Annotated in this window: 22 protein-coding genes; 10 read left to right on the top strand and 12 right to left on the bottom strand. The window is 64.0% G+C overall.

Going from position 1 to position 22,231, the window contains the following annotated elements:
- Positions 1-3: 3 nt before the first annotated feature.
- Genes JHW48_RS04705 through JHW48_RS04715 form a run of 3 tightly spaced genes read right to left on the bottom strand, consistent with a single transcriptional unit; the run spans position 4 to position 5,523 of the window.
- Positions 4-2,373 carry a phosphoketolase family protein gene (locus JHW48_RS04705; RefSeq protein ID WP_119884769.1) on the bottom strand — a complete coding sequence of 790 codons (2,370 nt, stop codon included), beginning with the start codon at positions 2,371-2,373 and terminating at the stop codon, positions 4-6.
- A gap of 34 nt (positions 2,374-2,407) precedes the next feature.
- Positions 2,408-3,424: a ribose-phosphate pyrophosphokinase gene (locus JHW48_RS04710; protein WP_119884768.1), complete on the bottom strand. Its 1,017-nt coding sequence runs from the start codon at positions 3,422-3,424 to the stop codon at positions 2,408-2,410.
- Positions 3,421-5,523 (bottom strand): heavy metal translocating P-type ATPase, encoded by a 2,103-nt coding sequence (locus JHW48_RS04715; RefSeq protein ID WP_205961846.1) that lies wholly within the window; start codon positions 5,521-5,523, stop codon positions 3,421-3,423. The genes JHW48_RS04710 and JHW48_RS04715 overlap by 4 nt, the downstream gene beginning before the upstream one ends.
- Before the next feature lie 274 nt (positions 5,524-5,797).
- Here JHW48_RS04715 and copM (JHW48_RS04720) point away from each other — a divergent pair, with 274 nt between their 5' ends.
- Both copM (JHW48_RS04720) and JHW48_RS04725 read left to right on the top strand, forming a co-directional pair.
- Entirely contained in the window at positions 5,798-6,277 is a 480-nt protein-coding gene (gene copM / locus JHW48_RS04720; protein ID WP_240637666.1) for a CopM family metallochaperone, read from the top strand.
- A 32-nt stretch (positions 6,278-6,309) separates the two neighbouring features.
- Entirely contained in the window at positions 6,310-6,801 is a 492-nt protein-coding gene (locus tag JHW48_RS04725; RefSeq protein ID WP_119884767.1) for a hypothetical protein, read from the top strand.
- A 295-nt stretch (positions 6,802-7,096) separates the two neighbouring features.
- Here the strand turns inward: JHW48_RS04725 and JHW48_RS04730 are convergent, their stop codons facing one another.
- Together JHW48_RS04730 and JHW48_RS04735 are read right to left on the bottom strand one after the other, a co-directional pair.
- Entirely contained in the window at positions 7,097-7,741 is a 645-nt protein-coding gene (locus JHW48_RS04730) for a methyltransferase family protein (protein WP_119884766.1), read from the bottom strand.
- 22 nt (positions 7,742-7,763) lie between these two features.
- Positions 7,764-8,030, bottom strand: coding sequence for a DUF2933 domain-containing protein (locus tag JHW48_RS04735; protein ID WP_119884765.1), 267 nt, complete (start codon positions 8,028-8,030; stop codon positions 7,764-7,766).
- A 373-nt stretch (positions 8,031-8,403) separates the two neighbouring features.
- Between JHW48_RS04735 and JHW48_RS04740 the strand changes: the two genes are divergently transcribed.
- The 4 genes from JHW48_RS04740 (at position 8,404) to copM (JHW48_RS04755) (ending at position 12,794) form a co-directional block, all read left to right on the top strand.
- The gene (locus tag JHW48_RS04740) at positions 8,404-9,591 is read left to right on the top strand and encodes a thiolase family protein (RefSeq protein WP_119884764.1); all 1,188 of its coding nucleotides are present in this window, start codon (positions 8,404-8,406) and stop codon (positions 9,589-9,591) included.
- A 71-nt stretch (positions 9,592-9,662) separates the two neighbouring features.
- On the top strand, positions 9,663-10,091 hold the full coding sequence (locus tag JHW48_RS04745) for a hypothetical protein (protein WP_147388034.1): 429 nt from the start codon (positions 9,663-9,665) through the stop codon (positions 10,089-10,091).
- 68 nt (positions 10,092-10,159) lie between these two features.
- Positions 10,160-11,986 carry a DUF3141 domain-containing protein gene (locus JHW48_RS04750; protein ID WP_240637665.1) on the top strand — a complete coding sequence of 609 codons (1,827 nt, stop codon included), beginning with the start codon at positions 10,160-10,162 and terminating at the stop codon, positions 11,984-11,986.
- A gap of 439 nt (positions 11,987-12,425) precedes the next feature.
- On the top strand, positions 12,426-12,794 hold the full coding sequence (copM, locus tag JHW48_RS04755; protein ID WP_240637664.1) for a CopM family metallochaperone: 369 nt from the start codon (positions 12,426-12,428) through the stop codon (positions 12,792-12,794).
- Positions 12,795-12,871: 77 nt separating this feature from the next.
- Here the strand turns inward: copM (JHW48_RS04755) and JHW48_RS04760 are convergent, their stop codons facing one another.
- Positions 12,872-13,219, bottom strand: a complete 348-nt coding sequence (locus JHW48_RS04760; RefSeq protein ID WP_119884760.1) for a hypothetical protein — start codon at positions 13,217-13,219, stop codon at positions 12,872-12,874.
- Positions 13,220-14,200: 981 nt separating this feature from the next.
- Here JHW48_RS04760 and JHW48_RS04765 point away from each other — a divergent pair.
- The 4 genes from JHW48_RS04765 to JHW48_RS04780 all read left to right on the top strand — a co-directional run bounded on the left by JHW48_RS04765 (position 14,201) and on the right by JHW48_RS04780 (position 17,415).
- On the top strand, positions 14,201-15,103 hold the full coding sequence (locus JHW48_RS04765) for a Crp/Fnr family transcriptional regulator (protein WP_205961845.1): 903 nt from the start codon (positions 14,201-14,203) through the stop codon (positions 15,101-15,103).
- 235 nt (positions 15,104-15,338) lie between these two features.
- Complete coding sequence (locus JHW48_RS04770) at positions 15,339-15,992, top strand: RNA polymerase sigma factor (RefSeq protein WP_240637663.1); 654 nt, start codon at positions 15,339-15,341, stop codon at positions 15,990-15,992.
- A gap of 291 nt (positions 15,993-16,283) precedes the next feature.
- Positions 16,284-16,523 carry a hypothetical protein gene (locus JHW48_RS04775; RefSeq protein ID WP_147388033.1) on the top strand — a complete coding sequence of 80 codons (240 nt, stop codon included), beginning with the start codon at positions 16,284-16,286 and terminating at the stop codon, positions 16,521-16,523.
- The gene (locus JHW48_RS04780; protein WP_119884757.1) at positions 16,516-17,415 is read left to right on the top strand and encodes a LysR family transcriptional regulator; all 900 of its coding nucleotides are present in this window, start codon (positions 16,516-16,518) and stop codon (positions 17,413-17,415) included. The genes JHW48_RS04775 and JHW48_RS04780 overlap by 8 nt, the downstream gene beginning before the upstream one ends.
- A gap of 78 nt (positions 17,416-17,493) precedes the next feature.
- On the opposite strand, the gene JHW48_RS04785 is transcribed toward JHW48_RS04780, so the two are convergent.
- Genes JHW48_RS04785 through trbK-alt form a run of 6 tightly spaced genes read right to left on the bottom strand, consistent with a single transcriptional unit; the run spans position 17,494 to position 22,230 of the window.
- On the bottom strand, positions 17,494-17,739 hold the full coding sequence (locus JHW48_RS04785; RefSeq protein ID WP_119884756.1) for a DUF2274 domain-containing protein: 246 nt from the start codon (positions 17,737-17,739) through the stop codon (positions 17,494-17,496).
- A 2-nt stretch (positions 17,740-17,741) separates the two neighbouring features.
- Positions 17,742-18,890: a TraB/TrbI/VirB10 family type IV secretion system protein gene (locus JHW48_RS04790; RefSeq protein ID WP_119884755.1), complete on the bottom strand. Its 1,149-nt coding sequence runs from the start codon at positions 18,888-18,890 to the stop codon at positions 17,742-17,744.
- Complete coding sequence (gene trbG, locus JHW48_RS04795) at positions 18,887-19,906, bottom strand: P-type conjugative transfer protein TrbG (RefSeq protein WP_119884754.1); 1,020 nt, start codon at positions 19,904-19,906, stop codon at positions 18,887-18,889. Before trbG ends, JHW48_RS04790 begins: the two co-directional genes overlap by 4 nt.
- Positions 19,903-20,592, bottom strand: coding sequence for a conjugal transfer protein TrbF (trbF, locus tag JHW48_RS04800; protein ID WP_119884753.1), 690 nt, complete (start codon positions 20,590-20,592; stop codon positions 19,903-19,905). The genes trbG and trbF overlap by 4 nt, the downstream gene beginning before the upstream one ends.
- Positions 20,593-20,598: 6 nt before the next feature.
- Positions 20,599-21,945 carry a P-type conjugative transfer protein TrbL gene (gene trbL, locus JHW48_RS04805; RefSeq protein WP_119884752.1) on the bottom strand — a complete coding sequence of 449 codons (1,347 nt, stop codon included), beginning with the start codon at positions 21,943-21,945 and terminating at the stop codon, positions 20,599-20,601.
- A 6-nt stretch (positions 21,946-21,951) separates the two neighbouring features.
- Positions 21,952-22,230, bottom strand: coding sequence for a putative entry exclusion protein TrbK-alt (trbK-alt, locus tag JHW48_RS04810; protein WP_119884751.1), 279 nt, complete (start codon positions 22,228-22,230; stop codon positions 21,952-21,954).
- Position 22,231: the final 1 nt, after the last annotated feature.

The following is a 22,231-nucleotide window of genomic DNA, read 5'->3' on the forward strand; positions in this document are numbered from 1 at the left end:
CCTTCAGTCGTTGAATGCGGCGATGTCGCCGGGATGGCCGCGTCCGTCCACGGCGTCGCACTCGGCGGGCGCGAGGAGGTCGTCGCGGCTCCAGCCGGCAAGAGGGGCGGCGGCGTCGACCAGATGCGCCCAGGAGCAGCGGTTGGCGAACAGCATGCCGGCGACGTCGAGCGTGCCGCCACGGCTGACATAGCCGCGCGCCGCCGTCGCTTGCGGGCCGGAATCCAGTCGCCGCAGGAGGCCGAGCATCGGTTCGGGCCTTGTGTGGGAAACGATCAGGCGCGGCAGGTCCGGCGGGAACAGGGCGGCCAGTTCATCGTCCTTCGCCGTAAAGGCCGCCTCGATAGGGTCGCGGGGGATGCGGAAGCGGCCGGGCTCTGACATGGCCGTGACCAGAACGCGTCGGCCATGGGTCCTGAGGCGGTGCGCGGCCTTCAGCGCCTCCTCGAGCTGATAGGCGCCGAGAGCGACGATCTGAAGTTCAGCGCCTGTCACTTCCCCGTCGACGTGCGCCGCCCCCTCGCGGACGAAGCGTGTCGCCGCCTCGGCGGCGAAGCGGTGCGGCATGTCGCGCTTGGACACGATCAGGCACGCGACCTGGCCGCGACCCTCGTAAACGGATCGCAGCGCGGCCGTCGCGCTGTTGGCGTCGACCGGAAACAGCACGCGCGCCGTGTCGGACATCTCGCCGAGCAGCGCCTCGCCGATGGTCGGGTCCTGATGCGACTGCTCGTTCTTGGCGTTTTCCCAGGTATGGGAGGTGACGACGAGGGGCACGGAGATCCAGCGCGGGTCTTGCCCGCTTTCGCGTTGGCGCCGGGAAAAGACGATCTCCTGCCGCAATCCGCCGAGCATCTTCATCGCGAAGGCTTCGTAGCTGACGATCAGGTTGATCCCGCCCTTGTTGGCGAGTGCCGCGCCCGCCACGGCCTCCTCGTTGAGCGCGGTGATCACCGCGCCGTCGATCGCGTCGGCGACGCCCGGCTCGGACGTGTTGACGCGATGGCGCAGCCTGTCGAGCGTCGCGCCCATATGGTTGGAGCGCAACTCGTCGGGATTGCCGACACGCGGACGAAGGCCGGGGTTGGCGTCCACCACGCGGACGAACCAGCGGTCGAGCGCGTGCATGGCGCAGTCGGGCGGATCGCCGGGGGTGGTCCAGTCTGGCTCGGGCAAGTCCGGGTCCGGCAGGTTGCGGAGCGCGAGCGGATGCCGGCTTTCGGGTTCGCGGCCCTGCCTGTCATGGACGGCGATCCGGGCGACGGCGCGCTCGATCTCCCCGGGCGGAACGAACAACGCCCGGGCGGCGGCGTTGAAGGCGGCTCTCGCGTGCTCGTCGCGCGCGGGGTTGCCGCCGAGCGGCAGATTGTGCGCGGCGTTGGTGCCGGCGCCGGGGAAGCCGAAGCCCTTCACCGTCTCGGCGATGACATAGGGGATCGGCGCGGGATAGGTGCGCCCGGGATCGGCGGCAAAGCCTCCGAGGCGGGTTTCGGCCTCGATGATCGCGCAGGCGATGGCGGCGGGATCGCGGCCGTCGACGATGACCGGATCGAAGCCGTTGAGCTTCAGATGGTCGGCGAGCCATTCGGCGCCGCCCTGCTGGGCGATCTGGACGCGTTCCTCGATACGGCGGCCGTTGAGGATCATGACCGGCACGGCAAGGCCGCAATCCTCGGCGCGCCACCAGCGCGGCGTCCAGTCCGATCCGCGTTGTTCCTCGAAGGCGCCGTCGCTCAGGAAGGCGACGAGGCTTTCGCCAGGCAGCGGCGCGTGGACATACTGGACCTCGGCGAAGCCGAGATAGCCGCCCTCCGAGATCGCGCCGGCGGTGTTTGGGCCCGCATGGCTGCCGAGCGGCACGGCGGCGTTGCCGCCGGCGTCGATCGCATAGGAATAGAAATCGGCCGCGAGCTGCGAGAGACCTTTCTCACTGCGGTCGTAGCGGCCTTTCTGAGCGGGGGAAACGTCCCCGGTGAGTGCATTCACCGCCTCGATCGCGGCGACGCAATGGCCTTGGCCCATCAGCCATGAGCGGGTCTTCGCGGTGATCGCGTTCGCGGCGAGATAGCCCACGAAAGCCGGGACCATGTTGAGCGATCCGCCGGTATGGCCTTCGGGTGTCGGCTTGAACGCCTCGGCTGGCAGCGGCGCACCGGAAAGATCGACGCGGCTGGCATAGGTCATGTGGACGACGGTCCACATGGCGGCCGAGGTCAGGCGGTCGGCGGCGGCGAGGATTCGGTAGAGGGATTCCGGGTCGATGTGGCCTGACGTTGCCAGGGCGCGTACGCGCTCGGCCGTCTGGTCGTTGTGGACAATCGGGCCGTATCCCTTGCGCCAGGTCTCGGATGTTTCCTTTGCAGGTTCACTCATGTCGTCGACGCTTTCAGCTCATTGTTCTGGTTCATCAGGTCACACCGCCGGTCCAGGGCGGCGGATCGCTGGCGGGGAAGGAATCGAAACCCGCCTGTTCGATTTCATCCAGCGGTTCCGGCGGGCGGCGGTGCCGGACGAGATCGCCATCGTCACCGGCTGCGGAAGCAATCGCCTCGGCGATTATGGAGGCGAGCCCGACGGCATTGCTGTCATGAGGCACCGCGTCGGACGAGACGATCCGGTCGCAGAGCGGGGCGAGGCGCTGGAAGGACTCCTCCGCGAAGATCCCATGCACCACCGCGACGACCGGCCGGGCAAAACCCTGAAGCGGAAGCTGGCGGGCGGCCTCGATGAGCGTATGTCCGGACGATGCGATATCGTCGGCAAGCACAGGCTGGCAGCCACGCCACTCGGAAAGATCCGGCAGCGCGATATCGACATCGCGGTCGCCGTGCCGGACCTTGCGCAGCACTGCATGCGGCGCCCCGATGCGCGCGGCGATGGCCGAGACCCATTGCTCGCTTTCCTCGTCCGGGCCGATGATCAGGGGACTATCGACATTGGCGGCGATCCAGTCTGCCAGCAGCGGCGCGGCGTGCAGGGTATTGGTCGGGATCGTGTAGAGCGCCGACAGCGCCGGGTAGCGATGAAGGTGCGGATCGACGGTTATCAGCCGGTCGAAGCTCGATGAGACAAGGCGGGCGAAGCTCTTCGACGTCACGGCCTCGCCGGGCTGGAAGCGGCGGTCCTGCCGCATATAGGAAAGATAGGGCGCGATGAGATTGACCTCGCGCGCGCCGAGCGACCGGGCGGCATCGGCGGCGAAGATCAGGCGCAGGAAGCCATCGTCGGGCCGGGCCAGCGTGGCGACGAGATCGACCGCCTTGTCCTTCACATCCGACAGGATGCGCAGATAGGTTTCGCCGTCCGGGAAGCGGCGCGTTTCCAGCGCGCCGGCCTCCCACCCGCCGGCATCGGCAAGCTGCCGGGCGAAAGTCTCGTTGCCCGGCAATGGAAGGATCAGGCGCCCCGCGCCGGCCCTCGTCATTTGTGCCGCCGGTAGTTGCGCAGGAACTGGGCGTTGATCGCGACGATAACGGTGCTGGCCGACATGAACACCGCGGCCACGGCCGGCGTCATCATGAAGCCGGTGCCGAAGGTTATGCCGGCCGCCATGGGGATGGCGACGGCGTTGTAGCCGGTGGCCCAGATCAGGTTCTGCACCATCTTGCGATAGGTGGCGCGCGAGAGGCCGAGGATCGCGCCGACGTCGCGCGGATCGCTGCGCACCAGCACCACATCGGCGGATTCGACCGCCACGTCGGTCCCCGCGCCGATGGCGATGCCGAGATCGGCCACCACCAGCGCCGGCGCGTCGTTCACCCCGTCGCCGACCATCGCGACGGAGAGGCCGCGCGCCTGCAACTCCTCGATCTTCTGCGACTTCTGGTCGGGCAGCACCTCGGCGAAATACTCGGTGATGCCAAGCTCCTCCGACACCGCCTTGGCCACGCCCTCGGCGTCGCCGGTCAGCATGATCGAGTTGATGCCGAGCGACTTAAGTTCCGCAATGGCCTCCTTCGATTCCGGGCGCACGATGTCGGCCAGCGCCAGCAGCGCGCGCGGCGCGCCGTCGCGGACCAGAACGACGACGGTCTTGCCCTGACCCTCCAGCCGCTTGAGGCTTTCATGGGCAATGGCCTTGCCCTGACGGGCTAGGTGGCCGGGGCTGACGATGCGGATGTCCTGGCCATCGACCTTGGCCAGGATGCCTTCGCCGGTGATGTTGCTGACCTCGCTCGCCCTCGGGACAGTCAGTCCCCGCGCCTTCGCCTCGGCGACGATGCCATGGGCGATGGGGTGTTCGGACTGGCTCTCGGCCGCGGCGGCATAGGCCAGTTCCTCGGCCTCGTCGCCGCCCGCCAGCAGCACGATATCGCTGACTCCGAAGCGGCCCTCCGTCAGCGTGCCGGTCTTGTCGAACACGACGGCATCGAGGTTACGCGCCCGCTCGAACGCGGCGCGGTCGCGGATCAGCAGGCCGTTGCGCGCCGAGAGCGAGGTGCTGACCGCGACGACCAGCGGCACCGCGAGGCCGAGCGCATGCGGACAGGCGACGACCATCACCGTCACCATCCGCTCCATCGCGAAGGCCAGCGGCGCGTCCAGCAGCAGCCACCAGACGAAGAGCGTGCCGAAGCCGACCGTGAGCGCGATATAGGTCAGCAACGAGGCCGCGCGATTGGCGAGGTCCTGCGTGCGCGAGCGCGTCTCCTGTGCCTTCCGCACCAGTTCGATGACCTGGGCGAGGTAGGTCGCGTCGCCGGTGGCGGTCACCTCGATAGTCACGGCATTGGCGCCGTTGATCGCCCCGCCGATGGCGGTCGCGCCGACGCCCTTGGAAACCGGGCGGGATTCGCCGGTCAGCATCGCCTCGTTGAACCCGGACGATCCCTCGACGATGGCGCCGTCGACCGGCACCTTGGCGCCCGGCCGGATCAGCACCCTGTCGCCGGGGCTGAGCGCCGAGATCGCCACCTCCTGCATCGTGCCGTCCGCTGCGATCCGGGTGGCGCTGTCGGGCAGCAGCCGGACCAGCTCCTCCAGCGCGCGCGAGGCGCCCATGACCGAGCGCATCTCGACCCAGTGGCCGAGCAGCATGATGGCGATCAGCGTCACCAGTTCCCAGTAGAATTCCTCGCCTGGAAAGCCGAAGGTGACGGCCGCCGAGAAGAAATAGGCCGCAGAGATCGCCAGCGCGATCAGCGTCATCATGCCGGGCTGGCCCTTGCGCAGCTCGGAGGTGAAGCCGGTCAGGAAGGGCCACCCGCCGTAGACATAGGCGATGGTCGAGAGGACGAAGAGCACATAGCGGTCGCCCGGAAACGCCATCGCCTCGGCGATGCCGAACCAGTGCTGGATCATCGGCGACAGCAGCAGGATCGGCGGCGTCAGGATCAGGGTCACCCAGAAGCGGCGGCGGAAGTCGGCGACCATCGCGCCATGGTCGTGGCCGGCATGCCCGGAATGGCTGGAACCGGCCGCGGCGATGACCTTCGGGTTGCCGTAGTGGTCCTCGCCGCCGCGATGCCCGGTCGCGTGCGTCTGATGGTTCTGATGGCCGTGGTGGGAGTGGGGTGAACTCATCAGGACTTTCCTTGATCTGGCCGAGGCAATGCTGCGGCAGCCACTGGCGTGTTGTTTCGTCGGAAATCTCACGCGATCCGGGCGCTGAATCCTTGATCGAGGTTAAAGTGTTTGACGATGGATGGGACAGCGGACCAAACCCGCTGCCGGAGTTTTCACAGTGGTTGTCTGGGGCAATTCTCGTTCTTTAATCCAGGTTAAGTCCTTCGCCGTGACGGCCATGTAGCCTGAAGCGAAGTGGTCGGGCTGTGATCTTACGGAAGCGGTCCTGAATGTGCAGGAGGAAGGGAGTCTCGATATGGCACGCATTGCACGATTTTGGCTGGTTCTCGCGCTGACCGTACTTCCGGTCATGGCGCTGTCCCAGGCCGATCCGCATCATCCAGGCGGGGAAGGCGAACACGCCGAACCGGCCCCGGTTCAGCAAGGCGCGCCGATGATGCAGATGATGGACGGCATGATGGGGCAGCAGATGGCGCAGCGCATGGAGGCGCTGCCCGAGGCGTCCCGCGCCTATATGGGCGCCATGATGGACATGCACGCGCCGATGATGGAGGCGATGCAGGAACCCGATGCCGACGTCGCGTTCGTGAAGGGCATGATCGCCCATCACGAGGCGGCGATCAGGATGGCGCAGGCCGCGCTCGAGTTCGGCCAGGAGCCACAGAGCCGTCAATGGGCGCAGGAGATCATCGACGCCCAGCAGGCCGAGATCGACGCCATGCAGGATTGGCTGGGCAATCGCGGCGAGTGAGCCTGCGGTCGCAGTCACGGGGGGAAAGGGATATGTTGAATCGCACAACATCAAGGTGGAGCAGGCTCATCGCCGGGCGCGCGTTGTCCGTTGCGCTCGGCGCGTTTCTCGTGTCGACGAGCCTCGTGTCCGCAGATGACGGCTTCCAATCGGTTGATGGGCTTTCGGTCTATCTCGGGATCATGCCGGCTTCGGTCGTACGCGGCCACCCCTCCGGTCACCAGGAGGGCACGATGCACGGCGGGGTGCCATCGGGGCAACATCCGCAACACATCGTCGTGGCGGTCTTCGATAGCCAGACGAGTGACAGGATCGAGAACGCCGAGGTCGTGGCGACGGTCTCCTCGCTCGGCCATGTCAGCCACGAGCATATCGTGCTGGAACCGATGTCGATCGCCGACACGATCACCTATGGCGGGTTCGCCAACTTTCCCGGGCGCGGCCGCTACGAGATCGAGCTAGCGATTTCGTTGCCGGACAGCCCCGGCTCGTCCCACCTCACATTCTCCAGCGATCATCCGTGATTGCGATAATCGGTTGGGCGGGCCCCCGCCGTGCCCGGCTTCTTTGTGTGTTCCCGAGCCATCGGACGTTGACCTATGCCCGTCTTGAGCAGCCTATCAAGCGTTCCGAACAGAAGTGTGTCCACATGCCGATACCGCGCGTTGCAGGAACACCCGTACAACGCGATATTGGATAGAAATCAAATACATACGATAAAAGGCGGGCCAATGAGTAGAGCGTGTCGACCTGCCACAGGCAGTTACGTACTCTGATCTTCGCCGTCAGGCGCTCTTCCGTTGGCTGCATCGCCTCGACTCACGCTGGACTTGTGGTCAAGCGTGGAAACCAAGCAGGCACATCTTGCATATAGCGCGCATATGCTTCTCCGTGCCGGTCGAGCGTATCCCGCTCCTCGCGCCTTGCGAGCCGCCAGTACATGACGGTGAGGATCGGAAACATCGCGGCGGTGAGCAGGGTCGGCCACTGGAGCAGGAACCCGAACATCACGAGGACGAAGCCCACGTATTGGGGGTGACGGATCCGCGCATAGACTCCGGTCGTGGCAAGCCCCCCTTTTTTCTGCGCGTCGTAGAGAATCCTCCATGCCGTGGCGATAAGCATGAACCCGCCCCCGATGAAGACGAAGCTCAGAAGGTGGAACGGTCCGAAATGTGGGTTGAGCCGCCACCCGAAGAGCGTCTCCAGAAGATGTCCGGCGTCGTGGGACAGCCAGTCGATCCCCGGATAGCGCGTCTGCAACCAACCCGAGAGGAGGTAGATGGTCAGCGGAAACCCATACATTTCCGTGAACAGCGCGACGATGAACGCGCTGTAGGCGCCGAAGGAACGCCAGTCGCGCGGTGTCGTCGGTTTGAAGAAACTGAACGCGAAGAAGATGAATACAGCGGAGTTCAGAAACACCAGGGACCAGAGGCCATAAGCCTGAACGTCTTCGTGCATGTCTTTGGGCTCCCTGGACGTCTCAATGTTGGTGGGGAGTTCGGTCCGAACCCTTTGAAGGCGGGCTTCCGCCATGGTCGTGTCCGCCGTGACTCCTGTGCATGAAGATGTGGAGCAGAGGACAGGCCAGGATGATCAGCCACGGCAGCCAGCCGAGCAGGTGGGCCCGATGTTCGGCGATCAGAAAGAACACGCCGATCGCGAGGAAACCCCACAGCGCGATGGTCGCGGCAGGGTATCGCCGGGGAGGCCGGTCATGGTGGTCGGGCTGTCTGTCGCTGGGCGCCATGGTCCTTCGACCTCTCTGCATTGAAGACATTTGCGTTCGGAATCGGGCCACGCATTGGAGCTGCCCGCGTGGCTCTCGGTTCGGCCCACGATGATCGTGAGGGCGGATGAAAACTTTGATCTCGGTTATAGTTTCTGCGGATCTTGGCGATTTTCGCTACCTGCCCCAGACGAAATCCCGCAATGCGTCGGTCCCGCTCTGATGATCGCGCGACAGTGATGTCGCCCCGGCCTCCGGACCCATTTAGGCTCCGGTTCGGGGCTTAATCTGGATTAAAGACCGCTGCCCGGCGCGCTCTCTATGCTGTGTCCGTCTGCTGCCGGGAATGGTGGCCAGCACGAAAGCAGGCACCGAGCGAGAAGGGAATTTCGCGATGACGCAATCCAATGTCGTACTGTGCGCTGCGGTGCGGACGCCGATCGGAACCTACAACGGTACGCTGAAGGATATGCCGGCGCCTGATCTCGGCGGCATCGCAATCAGCACGAGCCTTTCGCGGGCGGGGGTGGAGCACGATGCCATCGAAACGGTCGTCCTGGGTCAGGTCGTGCAGGCGGGGGCCAAGATGAATCCGGCTCGGCAGGCTGCCGTTGCGGCAGGCCTGCCCAGCGCGGTGCCCGCAATGACGGTCAACCGCGTCTGCGGCTCTGGTGCTCAGGCGATCGCGACGGCGGCACAGGAGCTCATGCTGGGAATTGCCAAAGCCGCCATCGCCGGCGGCATGGAGAACATGGATCAATCACCGTATCTGCTGCCCCACGGTCGGTGGGGCTATCGCATGGGCGAAGGTCGGATCTACGACTCCATGCTGCGGGATGGGCTCAACGATGCGTTCTCCGATCGGCATTCCGGCTGGGTGACTGAGGATCTGGTCACCAGATTTCAAGTCACGCGCGAGGCACAGGATCGATGGTCTCTGAGAAGCCAGCAACGCTTCAGTGAGGCTCAAGCCGCCGGCAAGTTCGACGCCGAGATCGCGCCGGTCGAGGTTCCCGGTCGTAAGGGTCCGACCATCTTTCGAAAGGACGAGCACAATCGACTGGACGCGACGATGGAGGATCTCGCGAAGCTGAAGCCGGCATTTCGCGAGGGCGGCACGATCACGGCCGGGAATGCTCCGGGTCTCAACACCGGTGCGGCGGCAATGATCGTGGCGCAAGAGGCATGGGCCGAAAAGAGCGGCGTCGAGCCTATGGCGCGGCTGGCCGGGTTCGGCATCGGTGCGGTTGAGCCCGGCATGTTCGGCCTCGGGCCAGTTCCGGCCGTGCATCGTGCTCTGGACCGCGCGGGCTGGTCGATCGGCGACCTGGAGCGAGTGGAGATCAACGAAGCGTTCGCCGCGATCACGCTGGCCTTGATGGACGAACTCGGCTTGCCGGAGGACATCGTCAATGTCGAGGGCGGGGCCATCGCCCATGGGCATCCGATTGGCGCGACCGGCGCGGTTCTTACGACGCGCCTGCTGCATGCGATGCGGCGGGACGGTGTAAGGCGGGGCTTGGTGACACTCTGCATCGGCGGCGGACAAGGCATCGCGCTGGCACTCGAGGCCACGGGCTGACGACTGCCCGTCCCAACCAACCACGCAAGCAATCATGAGACAGGAGAACGGCTTTGGAGATGAAAGAGGCCATGACGACGGAAACCGAGCGGCTGAACGCCATCACTGCCTGGTGGGGTTTGCCTTTCGCAGGCAATTCTGGCGCTATCGATCACAACTTGCGGCTATGGCAGGGCTTTGCCGTGAAGCTGCAGAAAATCTGTGCTGACGCCTATGACGCAGAGGTCAACGCGGTCTCCGATCGCACCGGGCGCCTCGGACAGTCGTTTCAGGCGCTTATGCAATGCAGAAATCCGAACGATCTTCTCTCAGCTCAGGCCCAGATGGTCGCGGTTATCCACGAAGGTGCTTCCCTTCGCGCAAAGCGCTGGTCTGAGTTGTCGGAAAGACTGCACGACTGCTGCGCCTCAATCGCCCAGGATGCGGCGAATGATCTGAATGCGCAGGTCTCCGAAAAAGAACAACAGGCGACCAAGCCAGGACGGCGGCAAGCCAACTAAGCCTGATGTTGTGCGGTCGGGCGTAGTGATGCGGTTCTCAATCGTGCGCGGAAGCTGATGGAGCGAGCATGAAGAAGATCGACCATGGCAAGTCTGCGGCGGCAGAAGTAACGCCATTTCCTGATGTCCACATGCGCACTGAACCACCTCCCGCCGCTGCGAATGTTCTGGTGCCAGGGAACAATGGGTTCAACCCGGACGCGGCGAGCCGCATTCAGGAACTCGCGGCGTATCAGCGCGATGTTTGGGAACGATCGATCCTTTTCTGGGATACGCTCCGCCAGCGCGCGGACAACATGATGGCACACGAGCGTGCCGGAAAGCCGCCGCTGCTGGATTTCGACTATGAGTTGCTGATCGACGCCCGGCACCTGGCGCAGCCGGCGAACTACGCCCTGCTGCGCATAACGCGCATCGGCGAGACCTGCATCGAGGACTGCCTCGACCCGGCCAAGCCGCCCGTCCTCGTGGTGGACCCGCGGGCCGGACACGGCCCCGGAATTGGCGGCTTCAAGCGGGAGTCCGAAGTCGGGATCGCCATGCAGCAGGGTCACCCGGTCTACTTCGTGTCATTCTTCCCGGAACCCCTCCCGGGCCAGACGCTTGACGATGTCCTGCATGCCCTGCGCCATTTCGTCGAAGAAGTCGCGAGGCGCCATGGCGGGACCGCGCCGATCCTTTACGGCAACTGTCAGGCCGGTTGGGCGATCACGTTGCTCTCCGCCGATTGCGAGGGGTTGGTCGGGCCGGCGGTTCTCAATGGCTCGCCGCTGTCGTACTGGGCCGGTGAATCGGGTGTCAATCCGATGCGGATCGCCGGCGGCTTCGTCGGTGGCACATGGCTCACGCACGCGCTTGCCGACCTGGGAGACGGACGGTTCGACGGCGCCTGGCTTGTTATGAACTTCGAGAACTTGAAGCCGGAATCCGTATGGGAGAAATACGCCAACCTGTTCATGCATATCGACAGCGAACGCGACCGATTTCTGGAGTTCGAGCGTTGGTGGAACGCCTGGTACTTTCTCAGTCGCGAAGAAATCGTCGCGATCGTTGAGAATCTCTTCATCGGCAACAAGCTTGAGCAGGGCGAGGTGCGGATCTGCGACGGCTGCACCGTCGATCTGCGGCGTATACAGAATCCGCTCGTCATTTTCGCCTCCTATGGCGACAATATCACGCCGCCGCATCAGGCGCTTGGCTGGATACCCATCGTCTACCGGACCACCGGGGATCTGAAGGCCGCGGGCCAGCGCATCGTCTACCTGACCAACGACCATGTCGGCCATCTGGGCATCTTCGTCTCCGCCAAGGTGGCGCGTCTTGAGCATCGGGCGATCCTTGAAAGTGTGGAGAGCATTTCGGCTCTGCCTCCAGGACTTTACGAGATAATCATCGACAAGCCCTCAGACGACCGGGCATCCCCTCGGTCGGAATATTCGGTGCGCTTCGAGGAGCGCGATGTCTCGGACATCGAATTCGAAGCACCGATCCGGGCGTTCGAGAGGGTGCGGCACACTTCAGAGGCGAACGAGCAGATTTACAGGGCATTCGTCAGCCCTTGGGTACGTCTTTTCAGCACCCCGTCAACCGCCGCGCTTCTCGAATGGCTGCACCCGATGCGGACAAGTCGTCATTTCTTCTCGGCGCAATTCAATCCGTGGATGCGCGGCATCGCCGATCTCGCGCGGATCGTCGAGCACCGTCGAGCACCATTGCCGGAGGATAATCCGTTTGCCCCATACGAGGGAGACCTCAACGAACGGATTTTTGAATCTATCGAACAGGGCCGCAAGCGGCGTGACGAACTGGTGGAGCAGATATTTGCCCAGATTTATGGCGCGGGCTTTCATCGGACGTCGGACCCCGATGATCACGTGGGCGTCCGAATATCTTGATCCTCCTTTTAGCCATGGTAGTTCCCCGGGCGGGCTTTCCGCGCAGCAATGGAAGCGTCATCGGAAGAAAATCCGACCGATGGGGCGGTTCTTGATCTCGGTTAAAGAGTCGATCGGGTCGACGTGGAAAATGATCCCGCAGCCGGGCGGTCGCCTTCGATCGGTCGAGTTGCAGGAAGGCAGGTGTCGCGCGATCGTATGACGACAAGGAGCATGGTGGTGGGGGCCGCCGACCGCCACTCCAAGATGCAGCTCCTGGCAAAATCGGTGGCGATGCCGTCGGTCTTCCTGGTGTCGGCACCCATCTAGACATCCCGTTGAGTAACAAGCTCGACAGCTCGCAGCAGGCGATCCTGAGCGAGTTCCGCAGAGTGGAAAAACCACAGACTGAAAGGAATGCCCTATGACTACGCGAAAACTCTTGCTCGCCTCGCTCGTGGTGACCGGCCTCGGCCTTGCCAATGCGGTTCCGGCGTGGTCGCAGGTGGATCACGGCGCGATGCACGGCGGACCGGCCGCCGGCCAGACCTCGGTCTTGCCCGAGGATGATCCCGCGGTTCGTGACTATGTCGATGCGATGGAGCGGATGCACGCAGCCATGTCGACCATGGGCTATAGCGGCAACCCGGATGTGGATTTCGCGCGGGGCATGATCCCGCATCACCAGGCCGCGATCGATATGGCCCGCGTCGTCCTTGAACACGGGTCCGATCCGGAGATCCGCAAGCTGGCCGAAGACGTCATCTCGGCGCAGGAGGCGGAGATCGCCCAGCTGGAAGAATGGCTCCGCGTGAACGCGCCCGAATAGGCACCCCGCTGCACCGATGAAGGGGAGGCGCCCGGCGGGGCGCCTCCCTTGTCGGTTTCGCCATACTCGGAAGGGCGTCAGGCGGAGGGCAGCGTCTCGAACGCGGACACGAGATCGGCAACCGAATGCGCGCAGGAGGCAAGGCGGATGTCGGTCCCGGCAGCACGAAGCCCGTCGCGCTCGGGCGCGCCGACGAATCCGCAGATCAGGCGCGTGGCGCCGCTGGCCAGGATCAGCTCGCAGATGGCCTCGTTCGTTCTGGCCGCGTTGGCGCGATACCGCCGCCGCCGCGCCACCGGATCGATGACGAGAAGCCCGTCGCTCTTGCCGAAAAACGGACTCAGCACGAACCTTCGCCGGTGGCGGGCGACGAGCACCGCGATGCAGTTCGTGCGATCAGGCGTGGTCGAGGCTGTCGATGCCATTCCCGGGCCTTGAAACACCAGTCAGATTTGTCACTCGACTGTTACTATCACCACTCCGGTAGCGACGCACTTTAATCTCGATCAAGTGTGTGCCCAAAGGCCCATGCAATGTGCTCCCCATCGCTGCGCGGACCGTGCGAGCGGCCTTCGACCTAGCCCGAGGTGCTGGTCGACCACGATCACCTGCTCACGAGCAGTCCAAGGGGATGCGGCCCGGATTGGTGGCCATCTGCTATAGTGGCGCTGGAGTGCTGCGTAGGGGATATCCGCCGATGCAGAACGGCCGACACGCATTGCGGGCAGCCATCTTGATCTCGATCAATGCGCCACGAGCGGCATTGCCGAATAGTGCAAGCGTGTGATCTTGCGTGAGAAGTGCGAGGGAGTAGACTCTGCCTTCGGCTTGGTGCGTCGAGAAGCACACGGGCGGCAAGGGATCCGTTCAAGCACATGCTCAGACTATTGGCATTGCTGATCATCTGCACGGTTTCCTTTCTCATGCAAGGGGAGCCGGCGACCGCGCACGAGAACAGGCTCGTCCTGCTTCAATCAATCCCTGAATCTGAGACCGTCGCGGGTGCCGTATCGACCGAGTTGTCACCCGCCAACGACTGTTCGTCTCCCTTGGCATGCTGCACCATGATGTGCGCGCCCTGCCAAGCGCCGCTGGCGTCGCATCGCACCGGATTTCTCTGGAAACCGGTCGAAGCGTCAGTCGTACCGGCGTTCCGCGACGAATGCCTCCGGTCGATCATCCTAGGCCGCGACCCTCCGGTCCCGCGACCTCGCTTCCTCCAGGTCGTTTCCTCGCCTACCTGACCACGGCACGGCCGTTCGCGTCGCTGTTGCGTTCATGAACACGGCCAGCGGCGCGGGACGCGGCGAAGGTGCCGCTGCGGCGGAGCGAGGTTCTTCTTCAGGACAGTCAGCTGGCTGCGGACGCAGCCGCGCGGCACGGGCGATGCGCCCAGGAGGTGTAATATGAGCTGGGATCGAGCGTCCTTATCAGTAGAGGCAGCCCGGTCGCTCTTCCGCGACGAATGGGACGATTTCGAACGCGGATGGAGCAGACCATGCTTTCGAGGACAGGCGATACAGGAAGCGGAGCGCCCGCGCGGCGCACCGGCCAATGATTTGAGCAAGCGCTCCAAGCGCCGGGGCGACGGATACGACGGGGAAAAATGGGCTCCGGCCACGGGCCTGCCGCGGTCGGCGGATGCTTGCCGCCTTCTTCCGCGCTACCGGACGGGTGACCGCAAGCTGGTGGCCGGGCGCGATCTGTTCAGCATCGGCGAGACCAATACATCGGTCTTCAACCTGCTGTCCGGCTGGGTGGCGATCTATACTCTGCTGGAGGACGGCCGGCGGCAGATCGTCCATTTCGCCCTGCCCGGCGCGGTCATGGGTATGCCGACGTCCAAGGATGCCCAGGCCAGCCATGGCGCCGAGGCCCTGACGGATGTGATCGTTTCGGTCATCCCCGACACCGTGCTGGCGGCCTCGTCGAGGGACGATCCGGGGATGGCCATGCGGCTGGCGGGGACGCTGGCCCGCGACACCAGCATGGCCTATGACCACATGACGAGCATCGGCCGCCGGACGGCGCGCGAGCGGGTGGCGCACCTGCTGCTGGAGCTCTTCACCCGCTATCGCGCCCAGTGGCCGGGCGAGCGCATCGAGGAGATGACGATCCCGCTGACGCAGGAGCAGATCGGCGATGCGACGGGCCTGACCTACGTGCATGTGAACCGGGTGCTCGGCGCGCTGCGCAAGGAGGGGATCGTCCACTTCCACTATCGCCGGCTTCGGATTCTGGACCCCGACCGGCTGATCGAGGTCGCCGGCGTCGATCCGCAGACTGCGATGTCGTGGTTTCAACGATGATCAGTGTGAAACCGGCGCATGAATGACCCCTGACATGGCGGTCGAACGACGTGCCTGGATTGATTGGATCCCGACTGATCGGCACGACGATGGTGACATCTCAACGCAGGTTGTGGCTCGGCTGGCGAGAAATTCTTAATCTGTATTAAAGATTGGGTGATCATCGGTGTGGGTAATATTCAGAGACTATTGGTGATCCGGCGCCGGTGGACCTGTTGCTTGAAAGGAGTACGAAGTGTCTCGTGATGACGATCACGGAACGGGTGACGAAAGGTGGGAAGGCGGCGCTGCCAAGCCGCATGACGCCGCCGTTCAACGCGCAATAGTTGAGGCGCGGCAGGAAATGCTGAACTTTCTTCGGAATCGGCTTCGGGATCATGACGAGGCGGAGGATGTGCTTCAACGCTTCTCGGTGCGCGCGCTGGAGCGGGCATCGCAGCTCCGTGACGTTCGAACCATGCGCGGTTGGTTGGGCAAGATTCTAGCGACGACGATTGTCGATCATCAGCGAGACATGATCAGGCGGCGGCGCCGCGAGGCTGATTTGGACCCGGAAAGCCTGGAGGACTATATGGCTGAACCGGACCCTGATCTAGACGTGGCCATTTGCAACTGTCTTTACCGGCTGCTGCCGACACTCAAGGATGAGTATGCGGACATCATCTGGCGCGCGGATATCCTGGGCGAGCCGCGTGACCGGCTCGCAGCAAGTCTAGGCACGTCGTTGAACAATGTCACCGTGCGCCTGCATCGCGGGCGTCGCGCACTTCGCAAGCGCCTCGAGCAGATGTGCTGGACCTGTCCGATCCATGGCTTCCTCGATTGCCATTGTGAGAAGGCCGAACGCATCAGAGCGCAACATGAAGCCATCTCTCGCGAGCAGAAGTAAGATGCCAATGTTTCAATCATGTCAGCACGCGAAGATTTCAAACCCACTGAACTCAGAGCGACCAATGAGTTCACCCATGGGCCGTTCATTCGATCATTTCCATGAGGACAAAACATGCTCGTAATTTACTCGAGAAGGCATATCAATTCGATGCCTCTCAAGACAAAGCTAAATGACGAATGACCAGGAAGGATATGGGGGAAATTGCTGCACCCAGCTAGATTCTACAGCAACACAGTTCAGTATCATGAAATTCATACATATGATTTCTTCGGTTGTATTTGCGGTCAGATGATCGGAATCGACATTATGAGCGGCTCTGAGGATGCCACAGGGAATTTTGGGCTTATCGGCGGCATTTTCCAGCGAGTTTTCTTTGAGTTCGTCGAGCCCTATCGCGAGAACGCACAGCTCGGAGAAGGCGAGGTTGATGCCCGTAGTCTCGGCCGCCGCCGCGATTTAGTGTTCCATCCTCATCTGTCGTTGCGTTTGTTGTTTAGCTCCATGCCGAGTTGGAGTAGTCATGCCTGATGTTTCTCTGGACTTCCGATATCTTCGCTACGTTCTTCTGGTGGCTCAGTTCGGAAGTTTCCGCGCCGCGGCCGAGAGTGAGAACATGACCCAATCGACCATAAGTCGACGTGTCAGTATCTTGGAGCGCAAGGTAGGTGTGAGGCTATTCGAACGGAGCCACAATGGTGCGCGCCTTACCGTCGCTGGTGAGCGGTTTGTTCAAACGGCAGCCTATAGTGCAGAGCGATTGCGGGAGGTGATACGAGAGGTTCGGGAGACGGTCAAAGGCGAGATTGGGCAACTTCGGATCGGGCTTATGACCTCGTTGGCTGCGGGTCCAATGGCCGATATCATCGGAGACTTTCACAGACTGAACCCAAGGATCGAACTTACGTTTGAGGAGACGGCAAGCGATGGTGCAATTGTGGGGCTGCTATGTCGACGGCTGGATGCAGCTTTCTTGCCGAACGTATTGAATTTCCCCGGCTGCGAGTCTCTACAGCTTTATGAAGAAGAGTTATGTTTGGCTGTTTCAAGTGAACACCGTCTTGCGTCTGCAGGCATGGTGGCATGGGAGGATATCAAAAGCGAAAAGTTTATCTTACCGTCTGGGAGCGCGGGAGGGGAACTTGATGAGTTTCTACTACGCCAGCTTTCTATCGGCAGGTCGGCTCCGCGGATCTCGATTCAATATGTAGGTAGAGAAAACTTGCTGAATCTCGTCGCACGAGATTGTGGGGTGGCACTAGTGCTCGCATCGACCGCCGCAGGAATGGCAAGACGTGACGTCGCGTTCTTGCGCCTGTATGGAACGGCGAAGAAGATAGAGTTTAGTCTCGTTTGGTCGGCGATGAGTGAGAATCCGGCTAGGAAGAAATTCGTCGATATCGCCCGTAAACTGGCACGGTAATTTTCGGCCTGCTGCTGATGCAACCGGGATCGGGTAGGTCGGCTCAATACAGGTGTGGTAAGATGTGGGTGTCCAAGATCACGGATTTGTAACGCGCGAGGTGGCGGGAGACGTACGGCGTGCCTTGGCGAAGCCGCGATCTGTGGCGATGAAGCGTTCGAGCATTGGGACGATCAACTTCACCGGATCGGGGATCGGTTGCGCGGTTTCTCGGGCGAGAATCTCGGCATATGTGGCGAGATCGCGTTGCAGCTGCGCGGGCAGCTCCACCGCTACCTTGACGGGCTTGTCGTCGGTGATGGGACCAAGTTTAAGCTTCACCATCGCTAGCCTCCCTGTGGTTCGAGCACGAGGTCGCGGGTGACGATGATCCGGAGCGGGAAGCCGGGCCGGATCGTCAAGGTCGGGGCGACCTGGAGCTGCCGCTGGATGATCTGCTGACCGGCATCGTTGATTGTTGCGCCGGCTCCTTCCCGGATCGCCTGAATCAGCCGGTCTTCGCCATCGGCAAGGAGTTCGGTGCCGATGGCGAGAAGGGTAGAGAGGCCGGCGGCTCTTGCGACATCCCACCAGTGATGGTCGACCCCATCCTCGAGACCGGCATAACCCCGTGCATCGGCGCCGGGCAGGCGTTCCAGAACAATGGAACGGCCATTGGGCAGGATCAGGCGGGACCAGACGAGCAGCACACGGCGCTGGCCGAAGGTGACCTCGTTGCTGTATTCGCCGATGATGCGGGTGCCTTGCGGGATGAGGAGATAGCGCCCGGACGGGCTGTCATAGACGTTTTCGGTGACCTGCGCCGTGATCTGACCCGGGAGATCGGAGCGAATGCCGGTGATGAGTGCTGCCGGGATCACCGCACCCGCCTGAAGAACGAAAGGCGATGCCGGTGCCATGATCCGATCCGGAGCAACCGGCTGGCGATCAGGAGAGGCGTTGAGGAATGCGAGTTGCCTGTCCTGCGGGCTTTGTGCTCCAGCGGCACCGGCGAGGTCGTAGCCTGAAAGCGGCGGGACAACCGGCGTGTCGGGTGTCGCAGTGGAGGGTCTGGTCTGAAAGAATACCTGGCTCAGCCTTGCCGCTTCTTCCTCTGCGAGGCGGCGCTGCGCGTCGGGATCGACGGCGGGCGGCGTCATCATCGGCGGGACGATGGGCTCGCCGCGGTTCTGCGCGTCGAGGATCGGTCGGCCCCAGTCCCCCGGAAGGGGCGGGCCGAGAACAGGCCCGGTGTAGTCTGAAGGTAGTCCGATGAGGCCGTCGGCAGTCGGACGGTTCTCCACCGAGTAGAGTTCCTCCGCTCCCGGCGCGGGGCCGCGTGTCTGCAGTGCATAGATGAGCGCGCCGGCGATGCCGAGGCAGGCGATCGCACCTGCGCCGGCGACAACCCGGCGTGACAGGCGCGTCACCCGCGGCGGGTCAGCGCGGAGCCGCATCGGCGCCGTCGCATCATTCGGATTGCTTGCGTCGGTCATGTCGGGGAGTCTCCGGGTGTGGTCGTCTGGGCCCGAGTAGGCGGCTGCGGCTCGATGCGGACGATCCTGACCACCTGCTGACGGTCGCCGCTCCCGAGGCGCAGTTCCGCCGCTCCGAAAATCCGGTCCACGATCAGGACGTTCTGATAGACGCGGCTGTTGACGATCTGCGGCTCGCCGTCGGCCCCGAGGACGAACAGCGGTGGCATTTCTCCCTGCGCGATGCCGCGCGGGAAGACAATGTAGCTGCGGCGTCCATCGTCGAAGATCCCGACCGGCCGCCAGGGCGGCGTGTCGCCAGTGAGGCCGTAACGATAGTTGCGCGCCGCCTCGTGCGGGATGATGGGCGCGGCGACCGCCGGCTGACGCTGGCCAGGCGGCGGGGCGGGATAGGCCCAGGCCACCGCGGGCATGTAGGGCGCTTCGGTCGCGCGCAGTTCGATGAGATAGACCCGGCGATCGGTAGTGACGATCAGGTTGGTGGAAATGTCTTCGCGCGTCGGTTTGACGAGGATATGGACGCGGCGGTTCGGCCCGGCACCGCTCTCGGTGTCGCCGATGATCCAGCGCGCGGTATCGCCGGCGGCAATCGGGCCGGCGCCGGTCAGGCTCTCACCCGGCTCGAGCGAGATATTGGTGATCTGGCCGGGCGACGTATAGACTTGATAGAGGGCGCCTTCGCTCCAGGGGTAGATCTGAACGGAGTTGTAGTAGCCTTCGCGGCGCGGCTCGATCCGGGCTGCGGCATTGGCGTTGGTGACCCGGGCCTCGGGTGTTCCTGCGGCCGCGCCGCCTCGCGCTGGCGTCCAGCCCGGCGGCGTATGGAGTGGACGGGGTTGGTCGCTCGCGGTTGCCGTGGGGACCGCGGGCAGAGGCGGCACATTGTCGTCGTAGCTGAATTGGGGCGCGCGGTTCGTGGCGCAGCCGGCGAGCAATGTCACGGAAAGCAGCAGAGCCACGATTGCGGGTTTACGGAAAACCGGATCGGCGGTTGTGCGGATCGTCGGGTTGGTCATTGGCTCATCTCCCGCGACCAGTTGATGGCGTTGACATAGATGCCGAGCGGGTTCGCCCTGAGGCGTTCTGCGGTACGAGGGGTTTGCAGGACGATGGTCAGGATGGCGGTCCAGCGCTCGGTGGCGGCAAGGGCACCGCCTTCGTAGTGGCGCTCGGTCCACGCAACCCTGAAGCTGTCGGGCGAGGCGCGGATGACCGAAGAGACTTCGATTGCGACCTGCTGCCGCCCGACCCGCGTGAAAGGATCGTTCGTCCGGGCGAACTCGTTGAGCGCCGTGGCACCGCGATCCGTGGTGAATTCATAGGACCGAAGCCAGTTCTCGCGAACGATGATCGGGTCGGCCGAGATGCCGCGGACCTGTTCGATGAATCGCCCGAGATGCCAGGCGATCTGGGGATCGGTCGGGCGGTAGTCGGCTGTGGCCTGCGCCACGGCTTGGGCCTGGCCGAGATTGTCCACTTGCACCACCCAGGGAACGACGGTGCCGCGGGCCGACTGCCAGACCAGCGCGCCCGCAAAACCTGCCGCGACGAAGAGGCAGCCGAAGGCCATGATCCGCCAGTTTCTCGCCTGGACCCGGGAGGAGCCGATGCGCTCGTCCCAGACCTGGGCGGCCTTCTGGTAAGGTGTCTCGGGTTCGGGGGTTCGGCCGTAATGGGTTGCCGGGCGCTTGAAGAGGTTCATGTCGGACTACCTGTCGGAGAGATTGATTGAAGCTCCCCCGCCATGGCTGTCGCCGGAGCGGATCGCATGTGAGGCGAGGGTGACGCCGCGGCTCATGGCCTGCCCTCGGCGCATCTTCTGCGCCCAGGCTGGCGGGCCGTCGGTGGCGGTGGAAGCAGGATCAGGCGCGGGGTTGCCCCCGACGGTGCCCATGGAAGAGGTGCCACCCGTGGCTGCAAACCCGCCCTTGACGCCGCCGCTGTAGCTGGAGCCGACGCGTTCTTTTGCGCGGTTGGTCGCGCTGCGGAGCGGTGAGAGGGCGCTGCTGCCTGCCGCGCGCGCAACGCCGCCCATGCCGGAGGCGACCCCGGCCGCGCCGGAATGGCCCATCGACCCGAGCGTATAGGCTGTCGAGGCGGCCCCGGCTGCGGTGGCGCCGCCACGAACGGCCGCTGCTCCTCCCGAGAGCGCCGCGCCGCCGGCGCGGGCGGCAAGCATGGCGCCCCCGCCCGCGGCCATGGCCGCTCCGCCGATGGCGAGGCCGGTTCCGACAGCCGCACCGGCGCCGAGTTGCGGGCCGCCGGAAACCAGCCCGTTCGCTATTCCGGGACCGAAGATCCCCAAACCGAGCAGAGAAAGGGCCGCGAGCACCACGGCCATGGCGTCGTCGATTGTGGGCGTGACCCCTCCAAAACCGGCCGTGAATTGGCCGAACAGGGTCGAGCCGATGCCGATGATCACCGCCAGGACGAGAACCTTGATCCCCGAAGAGATCACGTTCCCCAGGACGCGCTCGGCCATGAATGCCGTTTTTCCGAAGAGGCCGAACGGGATGAGCACGAAGCCCGCGAGCGTGGTCAGCTTGAATTCGATCAATGTGACGAAGAGCTGAACGGCGAGGATGAAGAACGCCAGGATGACCAGCGCCCAGGCGAAGAGGAGGCAGGCGATCTGAATGAAATTCTCGAAGAAAGCGATCCAGCCCATGAGGTCCGAGATCGACTCGAGCAGGGGACGGCCTGCATCGAGGCCGGTCTGGGCAACGCGGCCGGGGCGCATGAGGTCGGCGGCCGAAAAGCCGGTGCCCGAACCCAGCAGCCCGAGTCCGGCGAAACTGTTGAAGACGATCTGGGCGAGCGAGTTCCAGTTGGTGATTAGGTAGGCGAATACCCCGACAAACAATGTCTTCTTGACGAGCCGCGCCATCACATCGTCATCAGCGCCCCAGGCCCAAAAAAGGGCGGCCAGGGTGACGTCGATGACGATGAGCGTGGTCGCAATGAAGGCGACCTCGCCGCCCAGGAGACCGAAGCCGGAGTCGATGTAGGAGGTAAAGACTGCGAGGAAGTTGTCGATAACGCCGGCACCGCCCATGACCCGTCACTCCGCGTGAGGTTGGGCCGGTGCAGGCGCGCGGCCGAGGAAACGGTCGCGGGTCTCGGCCCAGACTGCGAGGCAGGCGGCATCTTTGGCCGCCGCCTCGCCCATTTGCTGGCAGCGGCGCTGCTGTTCGCGCAGCGGGTCGGGCGGAAGCTGGAGGGAAGGTGCCGTGGCGGTCGGGGTGGGGGCGTCCTCCCGCGCGTATTCCACGATCGCGGCGGTGATCGCGAAGGCGACGAAAACGATCGCTCCGATCCGGGCCAGCACCTTGCTCTCCATC

The organism is Paracoccus aestuarii, from assembly GCF_028553885.1.
Taxonomy (GTDB): Bacteria; Pseudomonadota; Alphaproteobacteria; order Rhodobacterales; family Rhodobacteraceae; genus Paracoccus; species Paracoccus aestuarii.